Origin of the sequence: Nocardioides carbamazepini (assembly GCF_024614185.1) — a bacterium.
In the GTDB taxonomy this organism is placed as follows: Bacteria; Actinomycetota; Actinomycetes; order Propionibacteriales; family Nocardioidaceae; genus Nocardioides; species Nocardioides carbamazepini.
This window is the reverse complement of record NZ_JAHTLF010000018.1, coordinates 779543-801254: the sequence shown is the minus strand read 5'-3', so window position 1 is coordinate 801254 and position 21712 is coordinate 779543. Positions and strand designations below refer to the sequence as shown.

Here is a 21712-nt window from a genome sequence, read left to right as displayed (position 1 = left end):
AACCTAGACCCACTCAGCCGCTCGCTGAGGGGGTCTTCGTCGTTCCGGGGAGGCCGATCGCCGTGTCCAAGCCCCGCTCCCACCAGCTGGACATCTACGGCGTCTGGCTCCACCACGCGCGCGACGACAAGGCCTGGCAGAAGCTGCAACGCCGGATCGACAGTCTGCCCGACATCGAGGCCGGCGCGCTCGGCTTCACTAGCCGCGACATCGGAGACGACGGCTCGATCAACCTCTCGGTCTTCGTCGACCGCGAGCGGCTCAACGACAATCCCGTCGGGCTGACCGAGATCCTCGCGCACGAGGCGACCCGCGCCGCCGGCATGCTGCTCGACCACATCGGGCAGGAGTACGACGGTCTCTCGGAGGCACTGGCCTACCTCGTCGGCTTCATCGCTGCCTGGCTGCACGAGGGATGCCGAGCGTGAGCCAGCACCACCACCGACTCAGCGGCAGCACCCGACAGAAGCGCAACGCCAAGATCCTCAAGGCGTCCGACATCTGCGGGCTCTGCGGCCAGCCGGGCTCGGACGCCGTCGACCACAAGGTCCCGATCACACGTGGCGGGACCGAACACCCCAGCAACCTCCAGCCCGTGCACCACGACGTCGCCCCGTTCTGCAACCGCAGGAAGGGCGACCTGCTGCCGGCCGAGTACGACCGCAAGGTGATGCTGGTCGTCGGACCACCCGGTGCTGGGAAGACCACGCTCGCGCACACCATCGCCGATGCCGAGGGACTCGAGGTGTACGACCTCGACGACGAGCAGTGGGCCGGGTCTGATGCCCTGTTCCGTGCCGCACTCGTCCAGCTCCGTGAGCAGCCCAAGGCTCGGGCTGTGGTCATCCGCACCGGCGCCACGCTGAGGGCCAGGCAGGGCGCAGCCACAGCGTGCGGGGCGACCGAGCTGGTCGTGGTCGACACCGCGCTTGACGAGTGCATCCGCCGCATCAAGCAACGCGGACGCACCACACCACCCATCCGGATCCAGATCAACGGCGCCCGACAGTGGTGGGCCAAGTACGAGCCCGGCGAGGTCAAACTCTCCTTCGCCTCGCTGCGGCTCCAACGGTCCGGCTCGCTCGCCTAACGTCACCAGACGCATACTGGGGGGAGGTCCCCCCGCCCCCGGCCGGATCCTCCACTGGGGGCGCTACGCCCGATCTATCCCTGAGCTTTTTTTCGCGCGGCGTACAGCACCAGGCGCATATTCAAGGGAGGCGACCGTGGTCAATCGCAACCCTCCCGCACCCCGCAAGACCACCACTCGCAAGACGGCCACCCGCAAGGCCGCCGCGCGGAAGACCGCGACCACACGGAAGGCGAGCAGCCGGAAGCCGACCACCCTGCGGGCGGTGGGCAAGGACGAGGTCGTACCGGCCAACGCCACCGAGAAGGCGCGCCCGCTGACGCTCGACGAGGCGATCGAGGGCGGGATCTACATCGAGATCCTCCTCGCGCAGCGCCGCCAGATCGCGAAGGACATCCCGAACGAGAAGGGCCCGGCGAAGGCCGCGCTGCACCGGCAGCTCGCGCTGATCTCGAAGGAGATCCAGGAGCTCAAGGCGGCGGCCGAGGAGGAGGCGGCCGAGAATGGCAACGGCGGCCCCACCCCCGACGAAGAGTTCGACCCGGACGAGTTCAGCACGACTGGCTGACACCGCCCGGCACGTCATCGTCCCGACCGGGGCCGTGAGCACTGGGTGGCCCTCGGTCCGCGACAAGTGCGTCGACCTGGGCATCGAGTTCCAGGCGTGGCAGTCCGACGCCGGCAAGGTGATCCTCGCCAAGCGTGCGGATGGGAAGTACGCGGCCACGATCGGTGGGGTCGTGATCTCGATCCCGCGGCAGGTCGGGAAGACGTTCCTGATGGGCGCGATCATCTTCGCGCTGTGTCTGCTCAACCCGGGCATGACGGTCATCTGGACCGCGCACCGCTCCCGCACGGCCGAAGAGACGTTCAAGTCGATGCGGTCGATGTCGCGGCGCAAGAAGATCCGGCCGCACATGCTCAAGCCGGTCCTCGGCTCGGGCGAGGAAGAGATCCGGTTCCGCAACGGCTCCCGGATCCTGTTCGGCGCACGTGAGCGCGGGTTCGGCCTCGGCTTCGCGAAGGTCGACGTCATCGTGTTCGACGAGGCGCAGCGACTCACCGACCGCGCGATCGACGACATGATCCCGACCGCGAACCAGTCGCAGCTCTCGACCGGCGCGCTGATCTTCTACACCGGCACCCCGCCGCGACCCGAGGACGCCGGCGAGGTGTTCACCCGCAAGCGCCAAGACGCGCTGTCCGGCGAGGACGAGGACACCGTCTACATCGAGTTCTCCGCCGATGACGATGCCGATCCGAACGACTGGGAGCAGGTCTCCAAGGCCAACCCGTCGTACCCGGACTTCACGCCGCAGGAGTCGATCCTGCGGATGCGGAAGAACCTCGGCGAGGAGTCGTTCCTGCGCGAGGGACTCGGGATCTGGAACGTCCTCGGCCAGACCTCGGTCATCGACACCATCACCTGGCACGAGGACCGGGACCCAGCGTCGATGGCGATCGAGCGGCTGTCGCTGGGGATCCAGGTCTCTCCGGACCGCTCGGTCACCACCGTCGGGCTGGCCGGCCAGCGTGCCGACGGTCGGTGGCACGTCGAGGTCGACGAGCAGCGCAACGGCGTGGACTGGGCCATCGAGTGGGTGGTCGATCGGTGCGCGAAGAACAACATCCGTGCCGTCGTGGTCGATGGGCAGTCCCAAGCCGCGACCCTGGTCGACGCGCTCAAGGCCCACAAGGTCGCGGTGACCGTGATCGGCACCCGAGAGGTAGCGGCCTCGGCCGGCACGCTGGTCGACAAGGCAGTCGGCATCCCCGCTGGCGTGGACGCTGACGGCAATCCCGTCGAGGCCGAACCTCCCACGCTGCGACATCTCGACCAGCCGCTGCTGAACGCCTCGAACGGCGCGGCCGGCAAGCACAGCGTCATGGGCGGCAAGGCGTGGGTGTGGGCGGCGAAGCATCCCGGTCTCGACATCACGCCCACCCAAGCCGTCTCGCTCGCCCTGTGGGGCGCCATGAACTCCAACGTGAAGAAGCCGACGCGCAAGCGGACCGGCACGGGACGAAGGGTGGTGACCGGGTAGATGGCTCAGTCCAAGACGGTCGCGGTCCCCGACCTCGAACACGGCGAGCAGAACACGCTCGACCAGCTGGTCATGCAGTGGCGCTCCAAGCGGCAGCGGAACAACCTGCGTACCGGGTTCTACGACATGGCGAACGCCACCCGTCACCTCATGTCCTCCACCGCTCCGCCGTCGGTGAAGAAGAAGTCGTTCGTGCTCGGCTGGTCGACCATGGCGGTCGACAAGCTCGCCCGCCGCTGCAACCTCGATGGCGTCTACGACCGTGCCGGCCGCGACCTGGACTCGCTGGGCATGCACGAGATCTGGAAGACCAACCGCCTCGGGTCCGAGGTCTCCCAGGCTGGTGTCTCCGGCCTGATTCACTCGGTCTCCTGGCTGGTCACCACTCTCGGCGACATCGAGGCCGGCGAGCCGAAGGCACTCATCAACGCCCGCTCCGCCCTGACCGGGACCGGGGTCTGGGACGGCCGCCGGCGGGCCCTGTCGTCGTTCCTGTCGATCAACGAGCTCGACGACAAGGGCGAGCCGACCGACATGACGATGTACCTGCCCAACCTCAACGTGTTCATGACCAAGACCCCCACCGGGTGGACGGTCACGCGGCGCGACCACAAGTACGGCGTCCCGGTCGACCCGATGCGCTACAAGCCGCGCATCGACCGACCTTTCGGGTCCTCACGGATCACCCGGGCCGCGATGTCGTTCCAGGGACAGGCGCTCGGCGCCATGATCCGCGGCGATGTCAACGGCGAGGCCTACTCGCTGCCGCGCTATGTCCTGCTCGGTGCCGGCGAGGACGCTTTCCGCAACGCCGACGGCACGATCAAGCCGACCTGGCAGGCCGCCTGGGACGCGATCTGGGCAATCGGTGACGACGAGGAGGTCGACGACCCGAAGCTGGCACGTGCGGACGTGAAGCAGTTCCACGGCCAGTCCCCGGAGCCGCAGAACGCGCACCTGCGGATGCTCGCGCAGATGTTCTCCGGCGAGACCGGGATCCCGCTCGGTGAGCTCGGCATCCTCGGCGACTCGAACCCGACCAGCTACGACGCGCTGCTGGCCTCGCGCGACGACATCATCGCCACTGCCGAGGCAACCATGGACGACTGGGGACCTGACGTGTCGTCGGCCGTCACTCGCGCGCTGGCGATGTACAACGACGAAGACCTGCCCGCCGACCTCGACGTGCAGTGCCGGTGGCGACCGGCTCAGCACGTCTCGCGAGCGGCCGCGGCCGACGCCGGGGCAAAGATCCTCGCTCAGGTGCCGTGGCTCACCGAGTCCCAATCCGACGTCGCACTCGAGCTGCTCGGCCTGCGGCCCGACCAGATCAACCGCGCCAACAACGACCGACGCCGCGCGGCCGGGCGCGACCTGCTGAACCGCCTGCGCGAGCGCCAGCAGACCGGCACGGGCGGCGTGGGTGTCGTGGGCGGCCAGACGGGTCGGCCGGCCGATGGCAACGACAACCCCGCCTGAGGCCGTCCGGTCCGAGCTGCAGGGACTCACCGGCGAGGCGGCCGCCCTGGTCGCCGCCGCGGCTGCCGAGCAGGCCGCAGCCAGCCCCGAGGCCGTGCGTGGGGCGCTGTTCGAGGCCGCCGACGTCATCGCCGAGACCTATAGGCAGGCCGCGGCCGAGCTCGCGGCCGCCTGGTACGACGAGCTTCGCGACGCCGCCGACCTGACCGCTGATCTGGCCGGCGCGTTCATCGCCGAGCCGGTCGCCGTGGTCGACCTCGACAAGCTCCACACCTCGGTCGCGGTCGCCACGACCTCGCTGTACGAGCTGATCCAGGCCGACATCGACCGCAAGGCGGCCGAGTACGAGCAGCAGATCGCCGACTCGATCGCGGTGTCGGTGTCCAAGCTGCAGGCCGAGCTGCAGAAGGAGATCGCGGGCGGGTTCCGCGACACCATCACCGAGAACACCGTCCGTGACGATGCTGCGGTCGGCTGGCGGCGTCACACCCGCCCGAGTGACTCGTATGCCGACGGGTGTCGATGGTGCCGCCTCCTGGCCGACAAGGGCGCGATCTACTCCAAGGTCACCGCGCGGTTCGCAGCGCACAAGGAGTGCCACTGCCTCGCGTCCCCGGTCTTCGACGGGGACGACGGCCCAATGGCGTCGGTGATGCAGTACGTCGCCTCGAAGCGGAAGCGCACCAAGGACGAGAACAAGACGCTGCGCGACTACCTCGACAAGAAGTACGGGCCCGAAGAGCGCGACGACAGGCCGGCTGCCACCGAAGGTGGAGGCCGCGGCGGGCAGCCGCCCGTCAACCAACCTGCTTCGCCAGGGGCCGCCGACGGACCACCGGACCGCAGCGACCAGCAGGCGTGGGACGCCTACTGGGAGCGCCGCAAGGCCGTGCTGCCGGCGTCGTACAACGCCGCCGACATGCTCCCGCCGCTCGAGGTCGAGTTCGCCGAGCGGATGCATCGCCTGGATGAGCAGATCGAGTGGATCTCCCAGGCCAACTCCAACGACCGGCTCGACCCGGCGACGGGCAAGCTGCTGCCGGTCCACGACTTCCGTTGGCAGCGGTTCGCTACGGATGACGAGCCGGCCGGCACCGAGTGGGAGCACAAGGGCCTCGAGCCGAGCACCCCGGTCGATCCCGTGCACATAGCCCGTCAGATCACGAAGGCCACCCGGAAGGGCAAGACCCGCGTCGTCGTCGACGTCGGCGACCGAACGCTGCCGGACGGGACCGTCGAGGAGCTGCGCAGCTACAACCTGCGACCCGAGAGGCCTTCGGCGACAGCGGTGTGGGTGATGTCCCAGGGCGAGCTGCACGAGGTCGAGCTGCTCACTGCGCCGGCCGAAATGTAGAGGAGCCGAGGCAACGCTCCCCACGGCGAGCAGGGGTACGCCTCGACTCCGCTTCCACGGTAACACGCACACCACCTCAGACCACCCCATCGCGGGGGTAAGCGCCCACGGCAGCGCTCAATGCCGGGCATCACCTGACGAGGCACGGAGCACTGATGACCAACCAGCCGATCCCCAACCCGATCCGCAAGCCGATCCGTCTGTCCTTCGAGCACAGCCGTTGGCTGGCCGACACCTTCGCCCGCAACCGGGCCACCTTCGCTGGCTTCTCCATGGAGGCCGCGGGCGAGGGCGGCGACGGAGGCAGCGGTGCCGGTGTAGGCGACGGCGACGGGGGCCAGGGCGGGGACCAGGGCCAGACACTGACCCAGGCCGATGTCGACGCGGCGGTCGAGAAGATCGCCGCCAAGATTCGCGCCGAGGAGCGTCGCAAGGTGACCGAGAAGTTCGCCGACTACGACGACCTCCGCGCCAAGGCTGAGGGCGCCAAGACGCTCGAGGATCGCATCGCCGACCTCGAGTCCAAGGGCGCCCAGTCCGAGCTGCGTGCCGTGCGGGCCGAGATCGCCAGCGAGTTCGGCATCAGCACCAAGCGCGGCAAGGCGACCCAGCAGCACCCCGACGGGGAGCCGTCGGACGCCGATCTGTTCCTGACGGCCACCACCGCCGACGCCATTCGCCAGCAGGCCGAGCGCCTGGCCGGACGTGACTCGGCGCGCAAGAAGAACGGCAACCACTCGCCCCGCGAGGGCCAGCACACCACCAACAACGTCGGCGACGGCGAGATGCGCGAGTTCGCTCGCGGCCTCTTCGCCCGAGCCAACGCTGACTGAACACTCCCGAAAGGAGTCGCGACATGACGTCGCTCGCAACCGGATCCCTCTCGATCCCCAAGCAGAAGCTCGAGCCGTGGCTGGGCAAGATCCAGTACGGCTCCACCGTGGCGGCCCTGTCCGCGGTGACCCCGCAGACGTTCGGCGAGGGCGAGTTCTTCACCTTCAACATCGGCGAGGCCGAGTACGTCGGTGAGGGCGCCCAGAAGGGCGCCTCGACCGTCACCCCGACGGTCAAGACCGTCAAGCCCTTCAAGTTCCACAAGACCCTCCGGTTCAACGAGGAGGTCCTGTGGGCCGACGAGGACCGGCAGCTCGAGGTCGTCGACGAGATCCTCGACCTCATCCAGCCGTCGCTGTCCCGGGCGCTCGACTTCGGTGTGATCCACGAGATCAACCCGACCGGCGGCGCCAAGGTCACCGCGATGAACGGCGGCCTGTGCGACAGCCCCAACTCGGTGGAGTACGTCGCCACCGACAAGCCCTACGTCAGCCTCGACGCGGCCGACGCACTCGTCATGGCCGACGGGTTCGTCCCCCGCGACGTCGCCCTCGACCCGCTGTACGCCGCCAAGTTCGCGTCCGCTCGCGGCACGAACTCCGAGCAGAAGCTCTACCCCGCCCTCAAGCTCGACACCGCGGTGTCCGAGGTCGAGGGCCACCGTGCGTCGGTGTCCAACACCGTCGGCGCCGTCGGCGTCGCCGCGGTTGCGAGCAACATCCTCGGCGTCGTCGGCGACTTCTCCTCGGTCCGCTGGGGCGTGCAGAAGGCCCTCGGCCTGGAGGTCATCAAGTACGGCGACCCGGACGGCGGCGGCGACCTCAAGCGCAACAACCAGATCGCCGTCCGCGCGGAGGTCGTCTACGGCTGGGGCATCGCGGAGCTGGCGGCCTTCGCCGTCGTGCTGGACGCCGCCTGATGCCCCGTCTGCGCAGCGTGCGCACCGGCGCGGTCGTCTCCTGCTCCGAGGAGACGGCCGCCCGGCTGGGCAGCGAGTGGCAGCCGTTCGACGGGACCATCCCGGCGGACGACGACAAGGGCTACGCGGGCATGACCGCGAACGAGCTCAAGGCCGAGATCGCGACGCGGAACGCCGGCCGCGGACCCGACGCCCAGCTGGTCAACAAGGGCAACAAGGCCGCGCTGGTCGCGGTCCTCGAGCAGGACGACCACGACGCCGACGCCGGCGGCACCGCCGCCGACGACGACGAGGACCCCGACAACGAGGGCTCGCCGGGCACGGGCGCCGAGCCCGACGAGGACTGACCTCCCAGGAAGGCGGTGCGGTCATGGCCGTGACCCCAGACGACATCGCGGTCGCCCTTGGCCGCACCGCCCCCGAGGAGGGCTCGCCGGAGTACAAGCAGTGGGAGCTGTGGATCTCCAACGCCCTGCTCCTCATCACCGCGCGCCTGGTCGGCATCGGCCCCGGCCAGGTCCCCACGATCGACGACCTCGACCAGGCCAAGCTCGACTACGTCGTACGCGAGGCCGTCGTCGCGCACATCCAGCACCCCGACGACGCCACCCAGGTCACCACCGCCGTCGATGACGCGTCTGCGTCACGCACGTACCGCTCGGGCAAGGGCCGCGTCACCATCCTCGACGAGTGGTGGGCGCTGCTGGCTCCCAAGCAACGTGGCCGGGCGTTCTCGATCCGTCCCTCGAGCTGCACTGTGCAGCACGCCGAGACCTGCACCGCCAACACCTACGTCAACGGCACCGGTGACGTCGTCTACGGCGGCGCCTACTGCTCGTGCGGAGCCGACATCGCCGGCCACCCGATCTACGGAGTCACCCCGTGACCCTCGAAGACGACATCGCCCGCGCACTCCCCGGGATGCGCCGCGAGGCCGAGTCGCTCATGACGTTGACCCTCGCCGCCTACTCCCCGGCGGGGTTCACCCTCGACGCCGACGGCTACAAGGTCCCGGCGTTCACGCCCGAGGGCTCGACCTTCGGGAAGGTCCAGGGCGGCGCCCGGGCCGGCGCCGACACCGCGACCCGCTACATCAAGATCGGCGACGTCGAGCGGCCGGTGATCGAGGCCGGGCTGCACATCCCGATCAGCGCGAAGGTCCCCGTCGCTGGCGAGCAGCGCGGGCTCCTCGACGGGGCCTGGGAGTACGAGATCACCGCCGTGGGCCGGCTCGACGACCCCGCGCTCCTCGGCCGCCGCTACATGGTCGTCGCGGTGCCCGCCAAGTCCTTCGCCACCGCCCGACGTCTCGACGTTGTCCAGCTCTAGCCACACCCAGCCAGGTCAAGGGAGGTCGTCGTGCGCGTCAAGGTCCGTCACCACATCGACCGCCTCGCCCAGCGGCAGGAGTCGGCCGCGGTCGACTTCACCCCCAAGGCCAGCCGCGCCGTGCGGCAGTCCACCCAGTTCGGCCGCGACCTCGCCCGAGCACTGGCCCGCGAGAAGGCCGGCCCCCACGGTGAGCACTACTGGAAGCGCGTCAACGCCGAGATGACCGGCATCCTCGAAGGCGAGTTCGGCCCCGACGGCACCCCGAAGAGCAACTTCGTCGGCGTCGGGTTCCGCCACGGCCGCAACACCGACCTCCCCAAGGCCGCCGACAAAGTCGGCCCCGACCTGACCGCCCGGGTCCGCAAGATCCTCGCCGAGAGCCTGTGATGGCGACCCTCGCCGAGCACCAGGCCGCCATCGTCGCCCTCCTCGACACCGCGGTCGCGCCCAAGCACGCCTACGCACCCGACGACGTCCCCGCGACCCGGCCGGCCGAGTACGTCGAGGTCCTGGTCTCGGAGATCTTCACCGCCCCCGACGAGCTGCTGCTCGACGCCACCACCAGCGTGCGGCGCTACCGGGTCACCGTCTGGTGGTTCTCCCAGCACGCGGTCTCCAACGCCCAGCGGCTGCGCGAGGAGTGCTTCGAGGCGCTGCGGTTCGCGCGCCTCACCGTTGCCGGCGAGACCTACCCGCCGACCCAGTACGAGGGCGACGAGGACGAGGTCTCGCCCGTCGAGGGCTACTTCGTCGGTTCGGCGTCCTTCACCTACTGACCCAGCCACCACCACTCGCCCGCCGCCGGATCACCACGCGGCGCGGCGGCTCCGTCATCCCACCCAGCAAGGGAGCACCCATGCCCGCGTCCACGCCTGAGTACATCCGCGTCCGCCAGATCGAGACCGGCCACCAGCTGTCCGTCCCCAAGTCCCACGCTGAGGCGACCGGTGGCTACGAGGTCCTCGACAAGCCCGCCATCGACTCCGCCGGCCGCCCCCTGCCGCCGAAGTACTTCACCACCCTCGACCCTGCCGCCGACGGCAAGCCGGACGGGTACGCCGCGCAGACGGTCAAGGCCCTCAAGGCCGAGATCGCGCAGCGCAACGACAGCCGCGACGCCGAGCACCAGCTCTCCGTCACCGGCAACAAGGCCGCGCTGGTCGCCGTCCTTGAAGCCGACGACGCCGAGCAGGCCGAGGCGCTGGTCGCCGACGGCGCCACCACGACTCCCGCCGCACCCGCGGCGGACTCCCAGCCGCTCACCGACGGCCAGCAGGCCGACACCCCGAAGGAGAACGCCTGATGGCTCTCGCGATCAAGCCCGCGCTGCAGCGCAGCTTCGGCAACGACGGCTGGGGCTTCGCCGTCGCCGTCGCCAACATCCAGGTCCCCAAGCTCACCGAGCTCGACGCCCTGACCAACTTCAACCTCTCCTGCAGCCTCTTCGGAGAGCAAGGCGACCCCACCGCCAACCAGGAGAAGGTCACGCTCCCGCGGATCCTGTGCGAGACGCAGCAGTACGAGGTCAACGGCACCGTCACCTTCGCCATGCCCGACCTCATCGTGTCCTTCTCCCCGCAGGCCGCCGCAGCCTCGGACGGCAAGAAGGCGTGGGAGACCATGGTCGACCAGCTCAACGGGTTCCTGTGGCGCCGCCAGAACGTCGCTGCCCGCGATGAGCTCGATGTCGGCCAGTTCGTCGACATCATCCCCGTCCAGCTCGGCGTGAAGGTCCCCGGCAAGACCTCCACTGGTGCCGACGGCGTCTACTCCTTCACCCAGGGCGCCTCCATCACCGGTGCGCCCGCGTGGAACGTCGAGATCGTCGCCGGCCCCTGACCCGGCGCCCCTGATCGGCCCGCCGCCGTCCCTGGCTGGGAGGCGGCGGCGGGTCCACCACCCCTCCATCCCAGCCGTCCCAGCCCACCCAGCCAAGGAGAGAGTCATGACCCACGTCCAGATCCAGATCGGTGGCGGCCGAGAGCCGCGTCTGCTCGTCGACAACACCGACATCACCAAGCACGTCCTCGCGGACAGCGTCTCCGTCGATGTCGGCGATGCGACCGGTCGGCCGTCGCGAGTGCATCTGACCCTGCTCGCGAACGTCCTCGACCTCGACATCGAGGACGCCGAGGTCGACGCACAGATGGTCGAAGTCGAGCAGCCGCGGCGCCTCTGCGAGGAGCGCACCGATGGCTGACACCTACGAGCGCCCCACCGTCAGCGTCCCGCTGTTCCAGGGCGGCGACCTCCAGCGCATCGAGGAGCTGCGTGCCGAGCTCATGCAGGCAGCCTCGTCCGCGGTCGTCGGGCCCCGGCTGCTCTCGGAGACCACCCCCGAGATCTCCGGCGACCTCCAGACCAAGGCCGAGGCCCACGACGCCTTCGTCAACGAAGCCACCGAGCGCGCCCGCAAGGTCACCATCCAGGCCCTACGCCGCGGCGACAAGCGCGAGCTCCAGGACGCCCACCCACCGCGCATGATCACCAAGACCGTGACCGGCGACGACGGCACCACCCGCGACATCGAGGTCCCCCACGAGGACGACCACCACGGCTTCAACTTCGAGACCATCGCCGACGAGCTGGTCCTGGCCTCGATCCGCAGCGCCTTCGATGACGACGATGCCGCGGAGGCGTTCAGCGACGACCTGTCCGACCCGCACTTCAACGCGATCCTCGCCGCCGCGGTCCGGCTCAACTGGGAGGCCGACGCCACCATCCCAAAAGCCGAAGCGTCCTTGCTCGTCGAGCGGATTATCGCCGCGATCTCGACATCGCCCGACGACTCGGACTGACCCTCCACCAGTTCGACGCGCTCGACGACCTCGAACGCGACCTGTGGATCGCGGACTGGCTCCGCGAGATGGAGAAGTGCCCCCAGTGCCACAACCCGCGTGAGGAGTGCGCCGACCCGACGCGCGGCTGGTTCCCCCAGCGCACCGTCTGCAACGCCTCGATGGCCCTCGCCGCCGCGAACGCCCGCTACGACGAGCTCCACAAGGACGCGCCCTACCACAACGGCACGTTCAAGCACTGGGCCAAGGAACGCGGCCCGAACCACCCGTTCCACTACCGCGACGGCGTCACCACCTGGGTCACCCAGCACGACCTCACGCCCGACGACAACTGGCTCGACGACCCCGTCGAGATCAACGCCCAGACGCTCCAGCGCTAGCGCACGAGGTCCACAAGCTTCCTGGTCTCGACAATGCTGGCCTTGGCGTCAGCGAAAGGACGGTCGGCCTCAACGCATGGTCCAGCTTCGTCGGGCTGGCCGTCATCACGCAATGAGAACCACTGTCCCCTGAGTTCGCACTCGGCCAGGGCTTCGTGAAAGCTCTCCAGTTCGGTGACAACGTCGATCACACCTCGCAGCACGTCTGCCGAGCATCCGAGGTCATTCTCGATGGTCGCCGCGATCGCTTCGGCGTATCGCAGAACCTGACTCGCCTCGGTTTGCTCGGCAGCCGCCTCGGCATCATCAAGTAGCGCCGTCGTCGAAGTCCGGCAGTCGGCCGTTTCGACGTGGCTCGGCTCTGGCTTCGGCGCCTCGGCTGACTTCTCCGCGCCGCCGCAACCGCCCATCACGGCAGCAAGCAGCCCCACTGCGAGCGCGCGCACGAGGTTCACCATGCCCGCAGCGTAGGTCCTTCCGCTCCCCGCCGCGGCCACTTTGCCGCGCTCCATTCACAAGACCCTGGGAGGTGCGCGTGGGCACTCGCCGTGAGCGCGTCGTCGTCAGCCTGGATGACGACTTCTCCAGTCCGATGAGGCGGTGCGCCGGTGCGACGGCGACGCTCAACCACGAGTTGGACCGGTTGTCAGGCCAGGCGGTCATGTCGTCGCGGTTCGCGCGCACGGTCGAGCGCGATATGGACGGGGTCTCGAAGAGCACCCGTCGCGCGAGCGCGGACATCAACCAGCTCTCCGGTCGCCTCTCACTGCTCGCGCGGTTCGTGGCCGTCTTCGGGCCGGCCGCGTCCCCGATCGGTGCCGTGGCGGCCGCGGGCGTCGCCGGGCTCGTCACACAGTTCGGCCTGGCGACGGTCGGGGCGCTGTCCCTGGTTGTCGCGGCGCAGGGCGTGGGTGACGCGCTCAAGGCGGTCGAGGCGGCCCGGCTGGAGCCGACCGCCGAGAACCTGGCGAAGGCCGAGCAGGCGATGGCGAAGCTCGCCCCCGAGGCGCGCGACTTCGTTGCCCGCTTCCAGGAGCTCCGCCCCGTCCTTGGCGACCTGCAGAAGGCCGCGGCCCGCGGCTGGTTCCCCGGACTGACCGACGCCCTCGCCTCGCTCGAGAAGGCGGCGCCACGGATCGAGCGGATCCTTGAGGCCGTCTCGAAGGCCGGCGGTGACGCGGTCGCGGAAGGTGCCGCCTCGCTCGCTGGCGAGCGCTGGCGCGACTTCTTCGAGTACATCGAGACCGAAGCCCCCGAAGCTGTCACCGACCTGTCCACCGCGCTCGGCTCGCTGACCCACGGGCTCGCCGAGCTCCTCATGGTCAGCGACCCCGGCAACGACGGGCTCCGGAAGTGGCTCGTCGACACCGCCGGCGCCTTCGACGACTGGGCCACCAACCTCGACGACGCCGATGTCGAGGGCTTCTTCGACTACGTGAGTGAGACCGGCCCCAAGTTGGCAGCGGCCACCGGTGCCATCGCGAACGGCATCCTCCAGATCGCAGAGGCCGCCGCCCCGCTCGGCGGGCCAGTCCTAGACTCCATCGCAGCCCTGGCGGACGCAATCGCGGCGATCGCCGACTCCCCGCTCGGCACCCCGATCATGACCGCCGTCACCGCGGTCTCGGCCCTCTCGCTCGCTTCCCGCGGTCTCGATGCGGCCCTCAAGGGCGCGAACATCCAGTTGGCCGCCATGGGCGCGCAGAGCCCCCGGACGGCCGCCGCGCTGGGCATGGTGCACAAGGCTGCGCTCGCGCTGATCGGGATCCAGCTCGGCACCCAGATCATCGACGGCGTCCGAGAGTCGGCCAGCGACGCGGCGCCCGACGTCGAGAAGCTCGCGGGTTCGCTGGAGCGCCTGGATAGCGCAGCCCTCAAGAAGGAGCTAGGCGGCAGCCTCAAGGAACTGCTGGGGGCATCGAACCAAGGCGGCCTCAGGGGCCTGTCCGAGGATCTCGCCGGCGCGGCCGAAAATGCCTCCCTGCTCGGCGTGAACATCGGCGACGTCGCCGGCATCTTCGTGCCCCAGCTCAAGCACATGGGCGACGAGGCCGAGCGGACCAAGGAGGCCGCCGCGGCGCTGGACCAGGCACTGGTCGAGATGGTCACCACCGTTGGCGGCCAGGAGGCGAAGCGCGCGTTCGACGACATGACGAAGGCCGAGGACCTGTCCGCTTCGGCGAAGCAGGACCTGCTCAAGCTCCTACCCGGCTACACCGAGGCACTCAAGGCCACCGGCGCCGCCGCGGGTCAGGCCGCGACCTCGGCCGACACTCTGGCCGCGAGCCAGGATCTGATCCAGGCGAAGCTGCTGGCGAGCCGTGATGCGGCCCGGGAGTCGGCGAAGTCGTTCCTGGACTTCTCGGACTCGATCGCCGGTGACAAGTTCTCGCTGTCGGGCTGGCTCGACGCGTTCGAGGCACAGGTCCGCGCGCTCGCGAACTTCCGCGACAACATCCAGACCCTGCGCGATAAGGGCCTGAACGAGTCGATCATCGACGAGCTGATCGACCAGGGGCCCGCGGCCGCGCAGGCTGTCGAGGGACTGGCGAACGCCGGCGAGGGCGCGATCAAGCGCCTGAACGGGGCGTTCGGCGACGGCCGGGGCGAGATCCGCGGCATGGGCAAGGACGCCAAGAAGGCCGAGGAGGATCTGCAGAACCTCGGCAACGCGAACGCGTCCCCGAAGATCGACGCTGACCCGACCGCGTTCGACAACAAGCGCCGCGCGGTCGACGGTGATCTGGACCGGCTGGACAAGAAGAAGACCAAGCCGTCGATCGACCTTGCCGACGGCCCTTTCCAGCGCGCTCGCCAGCACGCAGCGAACCAGCTCAACGACCTCACGAAGCCGCGGACGGTCACGGTCACGGCCAAGCTCGACGCGGCCGGCGCCTTCGCCCGGTTGCGGGCGATGTTCGGCGCGGCGGCTGCCTCGGGATCGGCCAACGCGGCCGAGAAGGGCATCAACCCCGCTGACGGCGGCACTATCCCCCGGGGCGGTGGCCGGCCGGTCCGTGCCGCGGTGGGCTCGACCGTGCCCGACGACGGTGGCGGGTACCGGGACTACCTGCTGTACATGCTGGCGCCGCTGGAGGAGGTCATCTCCAACCGCCGGGGCCAGGCAGATCAGTTCCGGCCGGAGCTCAAGGACATCAACGCGGGCCTGTCGCGCGCGGAGGTCGTCGAGCGGATGCTGATGCGGGGCCTGTCGTCGCCGCGCACTGCGGCGGGTGGCGGCACGGCGGGCAAGCAGATCGTCTCGACGCTGGCCGGCTCCAGTGGCCCGCGCAAGGGCGACAACGTCCTCGGGTACTTCCCCGCGTTGGGGAAGTCGGTCAAGGAGTGGGCTTCCGAACTAGAGAAGTCGAAGTCGAAGATCGAGGACGAGATCAGTGCCCGGGAATCTCTGGCCGACTCGCTCGGTGAGGTGATCAAGGGCCGGCTCACCTCGGACCTGTTCGGGGCCACGGACCCCTGGTCGGCGGGCAGCAGCTTCGAGGACGTCATGGCAACGCTGCTCGGCGACACCGCGGCGGCGAAGGGTCAGACGGCCGACATTCAGGAACTGCGGGACAAGGGCCTCAGCGAGGACGCCCTCGCGGCCCTGCTGGCCGAGGCCGACAACGAGACCATCGCCGCCTGGTCGGACCTCAGCGCGGACCAGCTCGACCAGTACGAGCGGGCGTTCCAGGACCGCGCGCTGGCGGTGGCTGCGGCGCAGACGGCTGGCATGAACGCCGCGTTCGGCGCGCAGTTCGCAGGCACCAACGCACGTCTCGACCAGGTCAAAGCCGAGCTCGCGCAGGCCAACCGGCTACTTGCAGCAGCGCCGGACGCGACGGGCAAGTCCGCAGGTGACCAGTTCGGCAAGAAGACCAACAGGGGCGCTGGCAACGGCTCCCGCAACGGAAGGCGGGGCTGACGTGTCCGAAGCATCTCCCGAGCAGGGGCCCGTGGTCGCGCTTCTCGTGGCTCGCCGCGCGGTACTGACCGGCGGCCCGAACTCGATCGGCGTGCAGGAGGCGCGGGTCACCGAGCTGCGCGCCGGCCTGGACGAGGCGGTCGCGTTCCTCGCCGCGTGTCGCGCCGAGGTCGTCGAGATCGACGCCGCGATCGCGGTGCTGTCCCCACCCGTACCTGATCCGCCGATCGATCCGGAGGTCACACCGTGACGACTGCTGACGTTTCCTGGGGTGCGCTGGACTTCATGGACCCGGAGGCCGCGCCGCCTGCCGAGGGCTTCCTGATCCACGCGATGGCCGATGAGACCGGCCTGGGGAACCCGAAGGCGATCACCCAGGTCATCAAGTCACTGCTGACCGACGGGTCGCTGGCGGTCCTGGAGGGTTGGGACAACCGGGAGATCAAGATCCATCTGCGGTTCTCGCCGGGAACAGCTGCGGTCGCTGGTCCGGCGTTGGCTGCGGCCGAGGCTGCGCTGTTCGCACAGGTGCTGGCCGAGGCGAAGGCGCCGCTGGTGTACACGCCGCCCGCCGAGGATGCGCCGGTGTGCGTGTTCGACGTGGTGGCCGCCGAGCTGGAGCGGGACTACTCGGGTCCGTGGGACCTCGACGAGGAGATGCGGGCCTTCCGCTACTACCTGCTCACGCTGGTGTGCCTGCCGTTCGTGCGTGGCCTGGAGACGACGGTGGCTCCGGCGCTTCCGGTTCCGCCGGTGACGCCGACCACGGTCTCGATCGACGCGTGCACCTCGCTGACCGGCTGGACCGCCGGATACACCACCGACCAGCAGACGTGGCCGGGCACTCCGGTGCTCGCCGAGTCGGGCCAGGCCGTCCAGTTCCAGCACAGCTCTGCCCTGTCATTCGTCCAACGCAACGGTGCCGTGGCGATGGGCGCCACGCCCTATCTCGTGGTCGACGCGACCGGCGAGGCGAAGCTCACACCTGACTCCTGGGTGGGCGGACCGGAGTACATCAGCGTCCGGATCGACGGGGTTCCCATTCAGCCGGTCGCCACGAGCGGAACGCTCTGCTATTTCCGGCCGCCCCCGTCCTTCACCACCCTGCACGTCCGAGGCGGGATTCTCGGCGTCCTTGGGACCCGCGTGACGGTCCGGCAGATCTCGCGGACCGACACCATCCCCGGATCAGGCACCAACCGCCAGCTCTCGCGCACGGTCACGGTCGCCGGGTCGGCGCCCACGACGGCTGCGATCCGGCTCTTCGATGCCACCCCCGCCGCGTTGGGGACCGACATCCTCGTGTTCTCCTCGCGCAACCTGGCATGGAAGAACGCCCTGCGGCCCTACCGCATCACGTCGGCGGCCGTGACCGGGGACGCGACCATGGTCTCCGGGGCACGCAACACGCTGTCCACCCCGATGATCTGCCGCTTCGCCGCGTCGCTGCTCACCGAGGGCACCTACGCGCTCATGGCGAAGATGCTGGTGAGCACCGCCGGGTCGTTCGGCTGGTCGGCGCGGATGGTGTCCAGCAGCGGCGGCCTCACGGTCGGATCCTCGGTCACCGTCGCCGGGTCGGTCACCGTGCCGACCACGGGCGGAGTCTCCAGGGTCCTCAACCTCGGCGCGCTCCCGCTGCCGGTCATCCGGGCCGAAGCCGACCAGATGGTCGAGCTGACCTTGACCGGCACTCCCAACATGACCCTCGACGAGGGCTGGCTCCACGGCCTCCACGACGGTGCGCTGACCTGGCTCCAGGACTCCGACTCGATGACCTGGCTCGAGATCCGATCCCCCGAGCTCGGCGCGGCACGCCCCTCGGTCTACGGCGGCACGGGAGCCAAGGGCACCGGCGGCGTCTGCGTGGACTGGAAGTGCCAGTCCTTCGGCGCGCACCGCTTCGAGCCCGGCCCGATGGCGATCAACACCGTCACCACCAGCTCGCTCGCCTCCCAGTCCGAGATCGAGTTCTACGAGCGCGGCTTCGGCCACATGGCGGCATGACCAGGCGCACCGTCACCCGTCCCGAGGTCCGGGTCGGGGGCTTCTGGCTGTCCACGATCGTCCCCCAGGGCTGGGGCGCGCTCGAGCACAAGACCCGCACCAACGGGTCGTGGGAGGCGTCGTGGGTGATCCCGCCGAACCCGTTCGTCCGCAACTGGCGCCACCCCGCACTGGTGTACGGCGCCCTGGTGGAGATCATGCTCGGCCCGATCGTGATCTGGTCCGGCACTCTCGAGGAGCCCGACTGGGACGAGGGCCGCTTCATCGCCATCGGCGCCTCTCGTGACGCAGAGACCGCGATGTCGCTCGACGGGTCCGGCAACAGCAGCACGACACCGAACACGGTCATCGACGCGGCGATCGCCCGTGGCGTGCTGTCGTGGACGCGGGGCGTCTCCTTCGGCACCACCCCGATCGGGGACGCCGATAGCGGACTGGTCACGGTGCGGTCCGTGCTCGATGTGTGGGCACAGAAGAACAGCTCGCGGTGGCTGGTCAACGAGCAGCGTCAACTGACCATCGCGCCCACCGACGAGTCCGACCCGAAGTGGTACGTCGCCCCCGGCTCCGGCGTCCTGGGCTCCGCGTCCGAGGACCGCGTCGACCGGGTCTTCGTGCGCTTCACCAACGTCGCCACCGGCGCCCAGGACATCGCCTCCTACCCGGCCAGCACCCCGACCGGCGGCATTGAGGCCCCCAAGGATCTAGTCACCGGCCGGGCGCCCATGACCCTGGCCGCCGCACAGGCAGAGGCTGCGTCGATCTGGAACGAGCAGCAGGGCCGCTCTGGCTGGACCAACGGCCTCACCCTCACCCGCGGCCAGGTGACCACCAAGGGCGGCGGGATCGCCGACCTCGCGCTCATCAAGGCCGGGGACGCGATCCGCCTGCTCGGCGTCCCCGATGCCCGCGGCGTCGCACACAACACGACCATCGTCATCGGGGACACCGACTACGACTGGACCGACGACGAGATCCAGATCAACCCGGTCGGGCTCGCCGCACGCGATCCCGAGTCGGCGCTGGAGCGGGTCAACAACCTTGCCGTGGACGCGATGGCTGCAGCGACCTCAGGCGGTTCCAGCGAGATCGCCGGCTACGCCTCGTCCTCTCCGGTCAACGGCGGCAACATCGTCCTCGGCATCAACTCGGGCGACATCGAGATCGCGAAGTGGATGGTCCCCGCCCCGCCGGCCGGCGCAGTCCGCGCCTACATCAACGCCAGCGTCAACGCCCGCTGCCAGTACGGAAACCAGGCCGTCGGCTACAAGCTGTGGTGGTCCGGCAACGGCGGCGCGGTCTGGGTCGAGATCGCGACGTCCTACGTGCACAACCACAACGACGCCATCCAAGCCCTCGGTACCAGCCTCTCCGCCTTCGTTGACTTCCCGCCGGGCCTGACTGCGAACCAGATCCAGTTCCGGCTCCTCGCCGCGACCGGAGGCGGTGCCGGTGTCACCAACTTCGGGATGGTCAACATGAACGCCGTCTTCTTCACCCGGTAGGCGCACTCCCCACCGTCTCTGGTCGTCGCCGACCTCCCGCCGCGACAGACCTCTCCCCGCCATGCCGTCACGCCCTGGCGGCGGACGCCCACCTCACCGAGAGGCACTCGATGACCGACACCACCCAGGCCGCTCTCATCGGAGCCGGTGCCGTGTGTGGGGCCCTGCTCGCCATCCTCGGCCTCGCCGGGGCGATGTGGAAGATCGCCCTGCCCTGGCTACGCGAGCAGATCGTTAAGCCTGTCCAACAGACCCGCGAGCACGTCGCCAACAGCCACCAGACCAACCTCCGCGCCGACATCGACGCCCTCGCCGCGCAGGTCGCCGAGGTCCGCCTCACCGGCGACGACACCTCGCGTGCCGTCGCCCGCATCGGCGGCCAGCTCGACGCCCACCTCACCAGTGCCGCCACCACCGACGCGACCGTGCACGCCCGGCTCGTGGCGCTGGAGACCCGACAGGAGAAGCCATGACCGTCATCCCCTACGCCCAGTGGAGCAGTCGGCCCCGCGGCGCGACCCGAGCCAGCCACCCGATCGGCGCGACCAAGGGCGTCACCCTGCACTGGGAGGGCCCGCACATGGGCGTCTTCCCACACGGCCGATGCGTCGACAAGGTGCGGTCGATCCAGGCGTTCCACCGCGACACCCGAGGCTGGGCGGACATCGCCTACAACGCGATCGTCTGCCCCCACGGCGTCATCTACGAGGGACGCGGCCCCGGGGTGAAGTCGGCCGCCAACGGCAACACCGCGGCCAACGACGACTGGTACGCCGTGTGCTACCTCGGCGGCGAGCGAGACGGGGTCAGCGACGCCGGAAAGGGCGGCATGATCGCCGCCGTCGGCTGGCTCCGGCGCGCTGGCGGCGCTGGCCAGCTCGTCAACGGCCACCGCGACCACAAGGCGACCTCCTGCCCCGGCGAGGACATCTACGACTGGCTCACCAGCCACGACTGGAACCCCGAGCCGGCCCGGAAGAAGCAGCGGCCCAAGCGGATCCGGAAGATGATCGCCAAGGGCCGAGCCCAGCTCGCCGAGGCCGGCCCGGCGCAGGCCGAGCGGATCAAGGCCGCGCTGCGCGAGCTGCGGAAGATCAACAAGCGATGACCCTCGTCCTGTGGGCCGGGAACATCGCCGGCGAGAACATCGACCTGGCCGACGCCCTCGCCGGCGCGCACGCCGGCATCGCGACCGAGGCGTACCACCTGACCAAGAGCCCGGCCGGGTACCGCCTCGTCCGCGCCACCGACGGCCTCACCGCCAAGCAGGCACGCAAGCTCGGCGCCGAGGCGCACGACGTCGCCGCCCTGGTCCGCGACGACGTCCGCGTCCGCCGCGTGCGGGTGAAGAAGATGACGAAGCCGTGGTGGGGGCCGTTCACGAAGAAGCGCCGTCAGGCCCGCCGCTACCTGATCCTCGTCCTCGAGGTCGAGCAGGACGACGGCACGTGGGAGCGGTGGCCGGTGCTCGCGGTCCACTTCGAGCCCGGCGGACCCTCGGGCGGGATCCTCACCCGGGGCCGCAACAAGGGCGCCTGGCGCGCGTCCGCGCGCTGGTCTCGCCGCTGGCTGCGCCGGCGCCGCCGCGCCGTCCTCGCCGGCGACGTCAACGGCAACGCCGCCGCCGCCCGCAAGCACATCGCACCCAAGGGCGCCCACGTCGCCATGGCGTCCAACGTCGACGGCGTCATCACGACGGGCGCCTCGATCACCATCCGCCGCCAGCCCGCCCCGAAGGGGATGCACGGCTGGTTCACCGCCACCATCAAGGAGACCCGATGAGCACGAAGATCCTCACCCCTACCGTCCGCCGCTGGATCTACGGCATCGCCGTCGCAGCCGCCGCGGTCCTCACGTTCTACGGCGTGATCCCCATCGAGGCCGCACCACTGTGGCTGGCTCTGGTCATGGCGCTGCTCAACGTCCCCAGCGACGACTGACGTCACCACCCCCGGCGTACCGTCGGAATCGTCCTTCATGGGGGACGATCCTTCCTTTCCGGTGGAAGCAGCCCGCCCGTCTCTTCGGAGACGGGCGGGCTTTC

27 protein-coding genes are annotated in these 21712 nt (G+C 69.8%); 26 read left to right on the top strand and 1 reads right to left on the bottom strand.

The genetic code is table 11. The annotated features are described in order from the left end of the window. Positions 1 to 62: 62 nt before the first annotated feature. The 18 genes from KVF89_RS22515 to KVF89_RS22430 all read left to right on the top strand — a co-directional run bounded on the left by KVF89_RS22515 (position 63) and on the right by KVF89_RS22430 (position 12231). Positions 63 to 428, top strand: a complete 366-nt coding sequence (locus tag KVF89_RS22515) for a hypothetical protein (RefSeq protein ID WP_257428794.1) — start codon at positions 63 to 65, stop codon at positions 426 to 428. Continuing rightward, the gene (locus tag KVF89_RS22510) at positions 425 to 1090 is read left to right on the top strand and encodes an AAA family ATPase (RefSeq protein ID WP_257428793.1); all 666 of its coding nucleotides are present in this window, start codon (positions 425 to 427) and stop codon (positions 1088 to 1090) included. The genes KVF89_RS22515 and KVF89_RS22510 overlap by 4 nt, the downstream gene beginning before the upstream one ends. A 136-nt stretch (positions 1091 to 1226) precedes the next feature. Continuing rightward, positions 1227 to 1658: a hypothetical protein gene (locus KVF89_RS22505; RefSeq protein ID WP_257428792.1), complete on the top strand. Its 432-nt coding sequence runs from the start codon at positions 1227 to 1229 to the stop codon at positions 1656 to 1658. Positions 1659 to 1692: 34 nt separating this feature from the next. Then, positions 1693 to 3135 carry a terminase large subunit domain-containing protein gene (locus KVF89_RS22500; protein WP_257428791.1) on the top strand — a complete coding sequence of 481 codons (1443 nt, stop codon included), beginning with the start codon at positions 1693 to 1695 and terminating at the stop codon, positions 3133 to 3135. Next, positions 3136 to 4614 (top strand): phage portal protein, encoded by a 1479-nt coding sequence (locus KVF89_RS22495; protein ID WP_257428790.1) that lies wholly within the window; start codon positions 3136 to 3138, stop codon positions 4612 to 4614. Further along, the gene (locus KVF89_RS22490) at positions 4592 to 5968 is read left to right on the top strand and encodes a VG15 protein (protein WP_257428789.1); all 1377 of its coding nucleotides are present in this window, start codon (positions 4592 to 4594) and stop codon (positions 5966 to 5968) included. The genes KVF89_RS22495 and KVF89_RS22490 overlap by 23 nt, the downstream gene beginning before the upstream one ends. A 155-nt stretch (positions 5969 to 6123) precedes the next feature. Then, positions 6124 to 6801, top strand: a complete 678-nt coding sequence (locus KVF89_RS22485) for a hypothetical protein (protein WP_257428788.1) — start codon at positions 6124 to 6126, stop codon at positions 6799 to 6801. A gap of 23 nt (positions 6802 to 6824) precedes the next feature. Continuing rightward, positions 6825 to 7721: a phage major capsid protein gene (locus KVF89_RS22480; protein WP_257428787.1), complete on the top strand. Its 897-nt coding sequence runs from the start codon at positions 6825 to 6827 to the stop codon at positions 7719 to 7721. Then, on the top strand, positions 7721 to 8068 hold the full coding sequence (locus KVF89_RS22475) for a hypothetical protein (RefSeq protein ID WP_257428786.1): 348 nt from the start codon (positions 7721 to 7723) through the stop codon (positions 8066 to 8068). Before KVF89_RS22480 ends, KVF89_RS22475 begins: the two co-directional genes overlap by 1 nt. A gap of 23 nt (positions 8069 to 8091) precedes the next feature. Then, on the top strand, positions 8092 to 8607 hold the full coding sequence (locus tag KVF89_RS22470; protein ID WP_257428785.1) for a hypothetical protein: 516 nt from the start codon (positions 8092 to 8094) through the stop codon (positions 8605 to 8607). Further along, on the top strand, positions 8604 to 9050 hold the full coding sequence (locus tag KVF89_RS22465; protein WP_257428784.1) for a DUF6093 family protein: 447 nt from the start codon (positions 8604 to 8606) through the stop codon (positions 9048 to 9050). Before KVF89_RS22470 ends, KVF89_RS22465 begins: the two co-directional genes overlap by 4 nt. Before the next feature lie 30 nt (positions 9051 to 9080). Further along, a complete protein-coding gene (locus KVF89_RS22460) occupies positions 9081 to 9440 on the top strand; it encodes a hypothetical protein (protein ID WP_257428783.1) in 360 nt (119 codons plus the stop codon). Continuing rightward, positions 9440 to 9829 carry a hypothetical protein gene (locus KVF89_RS22455; protein WP_257428782.1) on the top strand — a complete coding sequence of 130 codons (390 nt, stop codon included), beginning with the start codon at positions 9440 to 9442 and terminating at the stop codon, positions 9827 to 9829. Before KVF89_RS22460 ends, KVF89_RS22455 begins: the two co-directional genes overlap by 1 nt. Positions 9830 to 9909: 80 nt before the next feature. After that, on the top strand, positions 9910 to 10356 hold the full coding sequence (locus KVF89_RS22450) for a hypothetical protein (protein WP_257428781.1): 447 nt from the start codon (positions 9910 to 9912) through the stop codon (positions 10354 to 10356). Beyond that, positions 10356 to 10892: a phage tail tube protein gene (locus KVF89_RS22445; protein WP_257428780.1), complete on the top strand. Its 537-nt coding sequence runs from the start codon at positions 10356 to 10358 to the stop codon at positions 10890 to 10892. Before KVF89_RS22450 ends, KVF89_RS22445 begins: the two co-directional genes overlap by 1 nt. Before the next feature lie 106 nt (positions 10893 to 10998). Beyond that, the gene (locus tag KVF89_RS22440) at positions 10999 to 11253 is read left to right on the top strand and encodes a hypothetical protein (protein WP_257428779.1); all 255 of its coding nucleotides are present in this window, start codon (positions 10999 to 11001) and stop codon (positions 11251 to 11253) included. After that, entirely contained in the window at positions 11246 to 11851 is a 606-nt protein-coding gene (locus KVF89_RS22435; RefSeq protein WP_257428778.1) for a hypothetical protein, read from the top strand. The genes KVF89_RS22440 and KVF89_RS22435 overlap by 8 nt, the downstream gene beginning before the upstream one ends. A gap of 68 nt (positions 11852 to 11919) precedes the next feature. After that, on the top strand, positions 11920 to 12231 hold the full coding sequence (locus KVF89_RS22430; RefSeq protein WP_257428777.1) for a hypothetical protein: 312 nt from the start codon (positions 11920 to 11922) through the stop codon (positions 12229 to 12231). Here KVF89_RS22430 and KVF89_RS22425 read toward each other — a convergent pair. Then, positions 12228 to 12689 (bottom strand): hypothetical protein, encoded by a 462-nt coding sequence (locus KVF89_RS22425; RefSeq protein WP_257428776.1) that lies wholly within the window; start codon positions 12687 to 12689, stop codon positions 12228 to 12230. The genes KVF89_RS22430 and KVF89_RS22425 overlap by 4 nt on opposite strands. A 77-nt stretch (positions 12690 to 12766) precedes the next feature. On the opposite strand from KVF89_RS22425, the gene KVF89_RS22420 reads away from it, so the two are divergent. The 8 genes from KVF89_RS22420 (at position 12767) to KVF89_RS22385 (ending at position 21608) form a co-directional block, all read left to right on the top strand. Next, complete coding sequence (locus tag KVF89_RS22420; protein WP_257428775.1) at positions 12767 to 16156, top strand: hypothetical protein; 3390 nt, start codon at positions 12767 to 12769, stop codon at positions 16154 to 16156. 1 nt (position 16157) lies between these two features. Continuing rightward, positions 16158 to 16406 carry a hypothetical protein gene (locus tag KVF89_RS22415; protein WP_257428774.1) on the top strand — a complete coding sequence of 83 codons (249 nt, stop codon included), beginning with the start codon at positions 16158 to 16160 and terminating at the stop codon, positions 16404 to 16406. Further along, positions 16403 to 18163: a hypothetical protein gene (locus KVF89_RS22410; protein WP_257428773.1), complete on the top strand. Its 1761-nt coding sequence runs from the start codon at positions 16403 to 16405 to the stop codon at positions 18161 to 18163. Before KVF89_RS22415 ends, KVF89_RS22410 begins: the two co-directional genes overlap by 4 nt. Beyond that, on the top strand, positions 18160 to 19668 hold the full coding sequence (locus KVF89_RS22405) for a hypothetical protein (RefSeq protein WP_257428772.1): 1509 nt from the start codon (positions 18160 to 18162) through the stop codon (positions 19666 to 19668). Before KVF89_RS22410 ends, KVF89_RS22405 begins: the two co-directional genes overlap by 4 nt. A gap of 110 nt (positions 19669 to 19778) precedes the next feature. After that, positions 19779 to 20141 carry a DUF2746 domain-containing protein gene (locus KVF89_RS22400; RefSeq protein WP_257428771.1) on the top strand — a complete coding sequence of 121 codons (363 nt, stop codon included), beginning with the start codon at positions 19779 to 19781 and terminating at the stop codon, positions 20139 to 20141. Then, positions 20138 to 20776, top strand: coding sequence for a peptidoglycan recognition protein family protein (locus tag KVF89_RS22395; protein ID WP_257428770.1), 639 nt, complete (start codon positions 20138 to 20140; stop codon positions 20774 to 20776). The genes KVF89_RS22400 and KVF89_RS22395 overlap by 4 nt, the downstream gene beginning before the upstream one ends. Continuing rightward, a complete protein-coding gene (locus tag KVF89_RS22390; protein WP_257428769.1) occupies positions 20773 to 21450 on the top strand; it encodes a hypothetical protein in 678 nt (225 codons plus the stop codon). Before KVF89_RS22395 ends, KVF89_RS22390 begins: the two co-directional genes overlap by 4 nt. Next, positions 21447 to 21608: a hypothetical protein gene (locus KVF89_RS22385; protein WP_257428768.1), complete on the top strand. Its 162-nt coding sequence runs from the start codon at positions 21447 to 21449 to the stop codon at positions 21606 to 21608. The genes KVF89_RS22390 and KVF89_RS22385 overlap by 4 nt, the downstream gene beginning before the upstream one ends. Positions 21609 to 21712: the final 104 nt, after the last annotated feature.

What these genes read in the sequence shown, in the direction of transcription:
- KVF89_RS22495 (WP_257428790.1), top strand. Translation starts at nt 3,136, where the DNA reads ATGGCTCAGTCCAAGACGGTCGCGGTCCCCGACCTCGAACACGGCGAG.
- KVF89_RS22490 (WP_257428789.1), top strand. Translation starts at nt 4,592, where the DNA reads ATGGCAACGACAACCCCGCCTGAGGCCGTCCGGTCCGAGCTGCAGGGA.
- KVF89_RS22485 (WP_257428788.1), top strand. Translation starts at nt 6,124, where the DNA reads ATGACCAACCAGCCGATCCCCAACCCGATCCGCAAGCCGATCCGTCTG.
- KVF89_RS22480 (WP_257428787.1), top strand. Translation starts at nt 6,825, where the DNA reads ATGACGTCGCTCGCAACCGGATCCCTCTCGATCCCCAAGCAGAAGCTC.
- KVF89_RS22475 (WP_257428786.1), top strand. Translation starts at nt 7,721, where the DNA reads ATGCCCCGTCTGCGCAGCGTGCGCACCGGCGCGGTCGTCTCCTGCTCC.
- KVF89_RS22470 (WP_257428785.1), top strand. Translation starts at nt 8,092, where the DNA reads ATGGCCGTGACCCCAGACGACATCGCGGTCGCCCTTGGCCGCACCGCC.
- KVF89_RS22455 (WP_257428782.1), top strand. Translation starts at nt 9,440, where the DNA reads ATGGCGACCCTCGCCGAGCACCAGGCCGCCATCGTCGCCCTCCTCGAC.
- KVF89_RS22450 (WP_257428781.1), top strand. Translation starts at nt 9,910, where the DNA reads ATGCCCGCGTCCACGCCTGAGTACATCCGCGTCCGCCAGATCGAGACC.
- KVF89_RS22445 (WP_257428780.1), top strand. Translation starts at nt 10,356, where the DNA reads ATGGCTCTCGCGATCAAGCCCGCGCTGCAGCGCAGCTTCGGCAACGAC.
- KVF89_RS22440 (WP_257428779.1), top strand. Translation starts at nt 10,999, where the DNA reads ATGACCCACGTCCAGATCCAGATCGGTGGCGGCCGAGAGCCGCGTCTG.
- KVF89_RS22435 (WP_257428778.1), top strand. Translation starts at nt 11,246, where the DNA reads ATGGCTGACACCTACGAGCGCCCCACCGTCAGCGTCCCGCTGTTCCAG.
- KVF89_RS22430 (WP_257428777.1), top strand. Translation starts at nt 11,920, where the DNA reads ATGGAGAAGTGCCCCCAGTGCCACAACCCGCGTGAGGAGTGCGCCGAC.
- KVF89_RS22425 (WP_257428776.1), bottom strand. Translation starts at nt 12,689, where the DNA reads ATGGTGAACCTCGTGCGCGCGCTCGCAGTGGGGCTGCTTGCTGCCGTG.
- KVF89_RS22405 (WP_257428772.1), top strand. Translation starts at nt 18,160, where the DNA reads ATGACCAGGCGCACCGTCACCCGTCCCGAGGTCCGGGTCGGGGGCTTC.
- KVF89_RS22400 (WP_257428771.1), top strand. Translation starts at nt 19,779, where the DNA reads ATGACCGACACCACCCAGGCCGCTCTCATCGGAGCCGGTGCCGTGTGT.
- KVF89_RS22395 (WP_257428770.1), top strand. Translation starts at nt 20,138, where the DNA reads ATGACCGTCATCCCCTACGCCCAGTGGAGCAGTCGGCCCCGCGGCGCG.
- KVF89_RS22390 (WP_257428769.1), top strand. Translation starts at nt 20,773, where the DNA reads ATGACCCTCGTCCTGTGGGCCGGGAACATCGCCGGCGAGAACATCGAC.
- KVF89_RS22385 (WP_257428768.1), top strand. Translation starts at nt 21,447, where the DNA reads ATGAGCACGAAGATCCTCACCCCTACCGTCCGCCGCTGGATCTACGGC.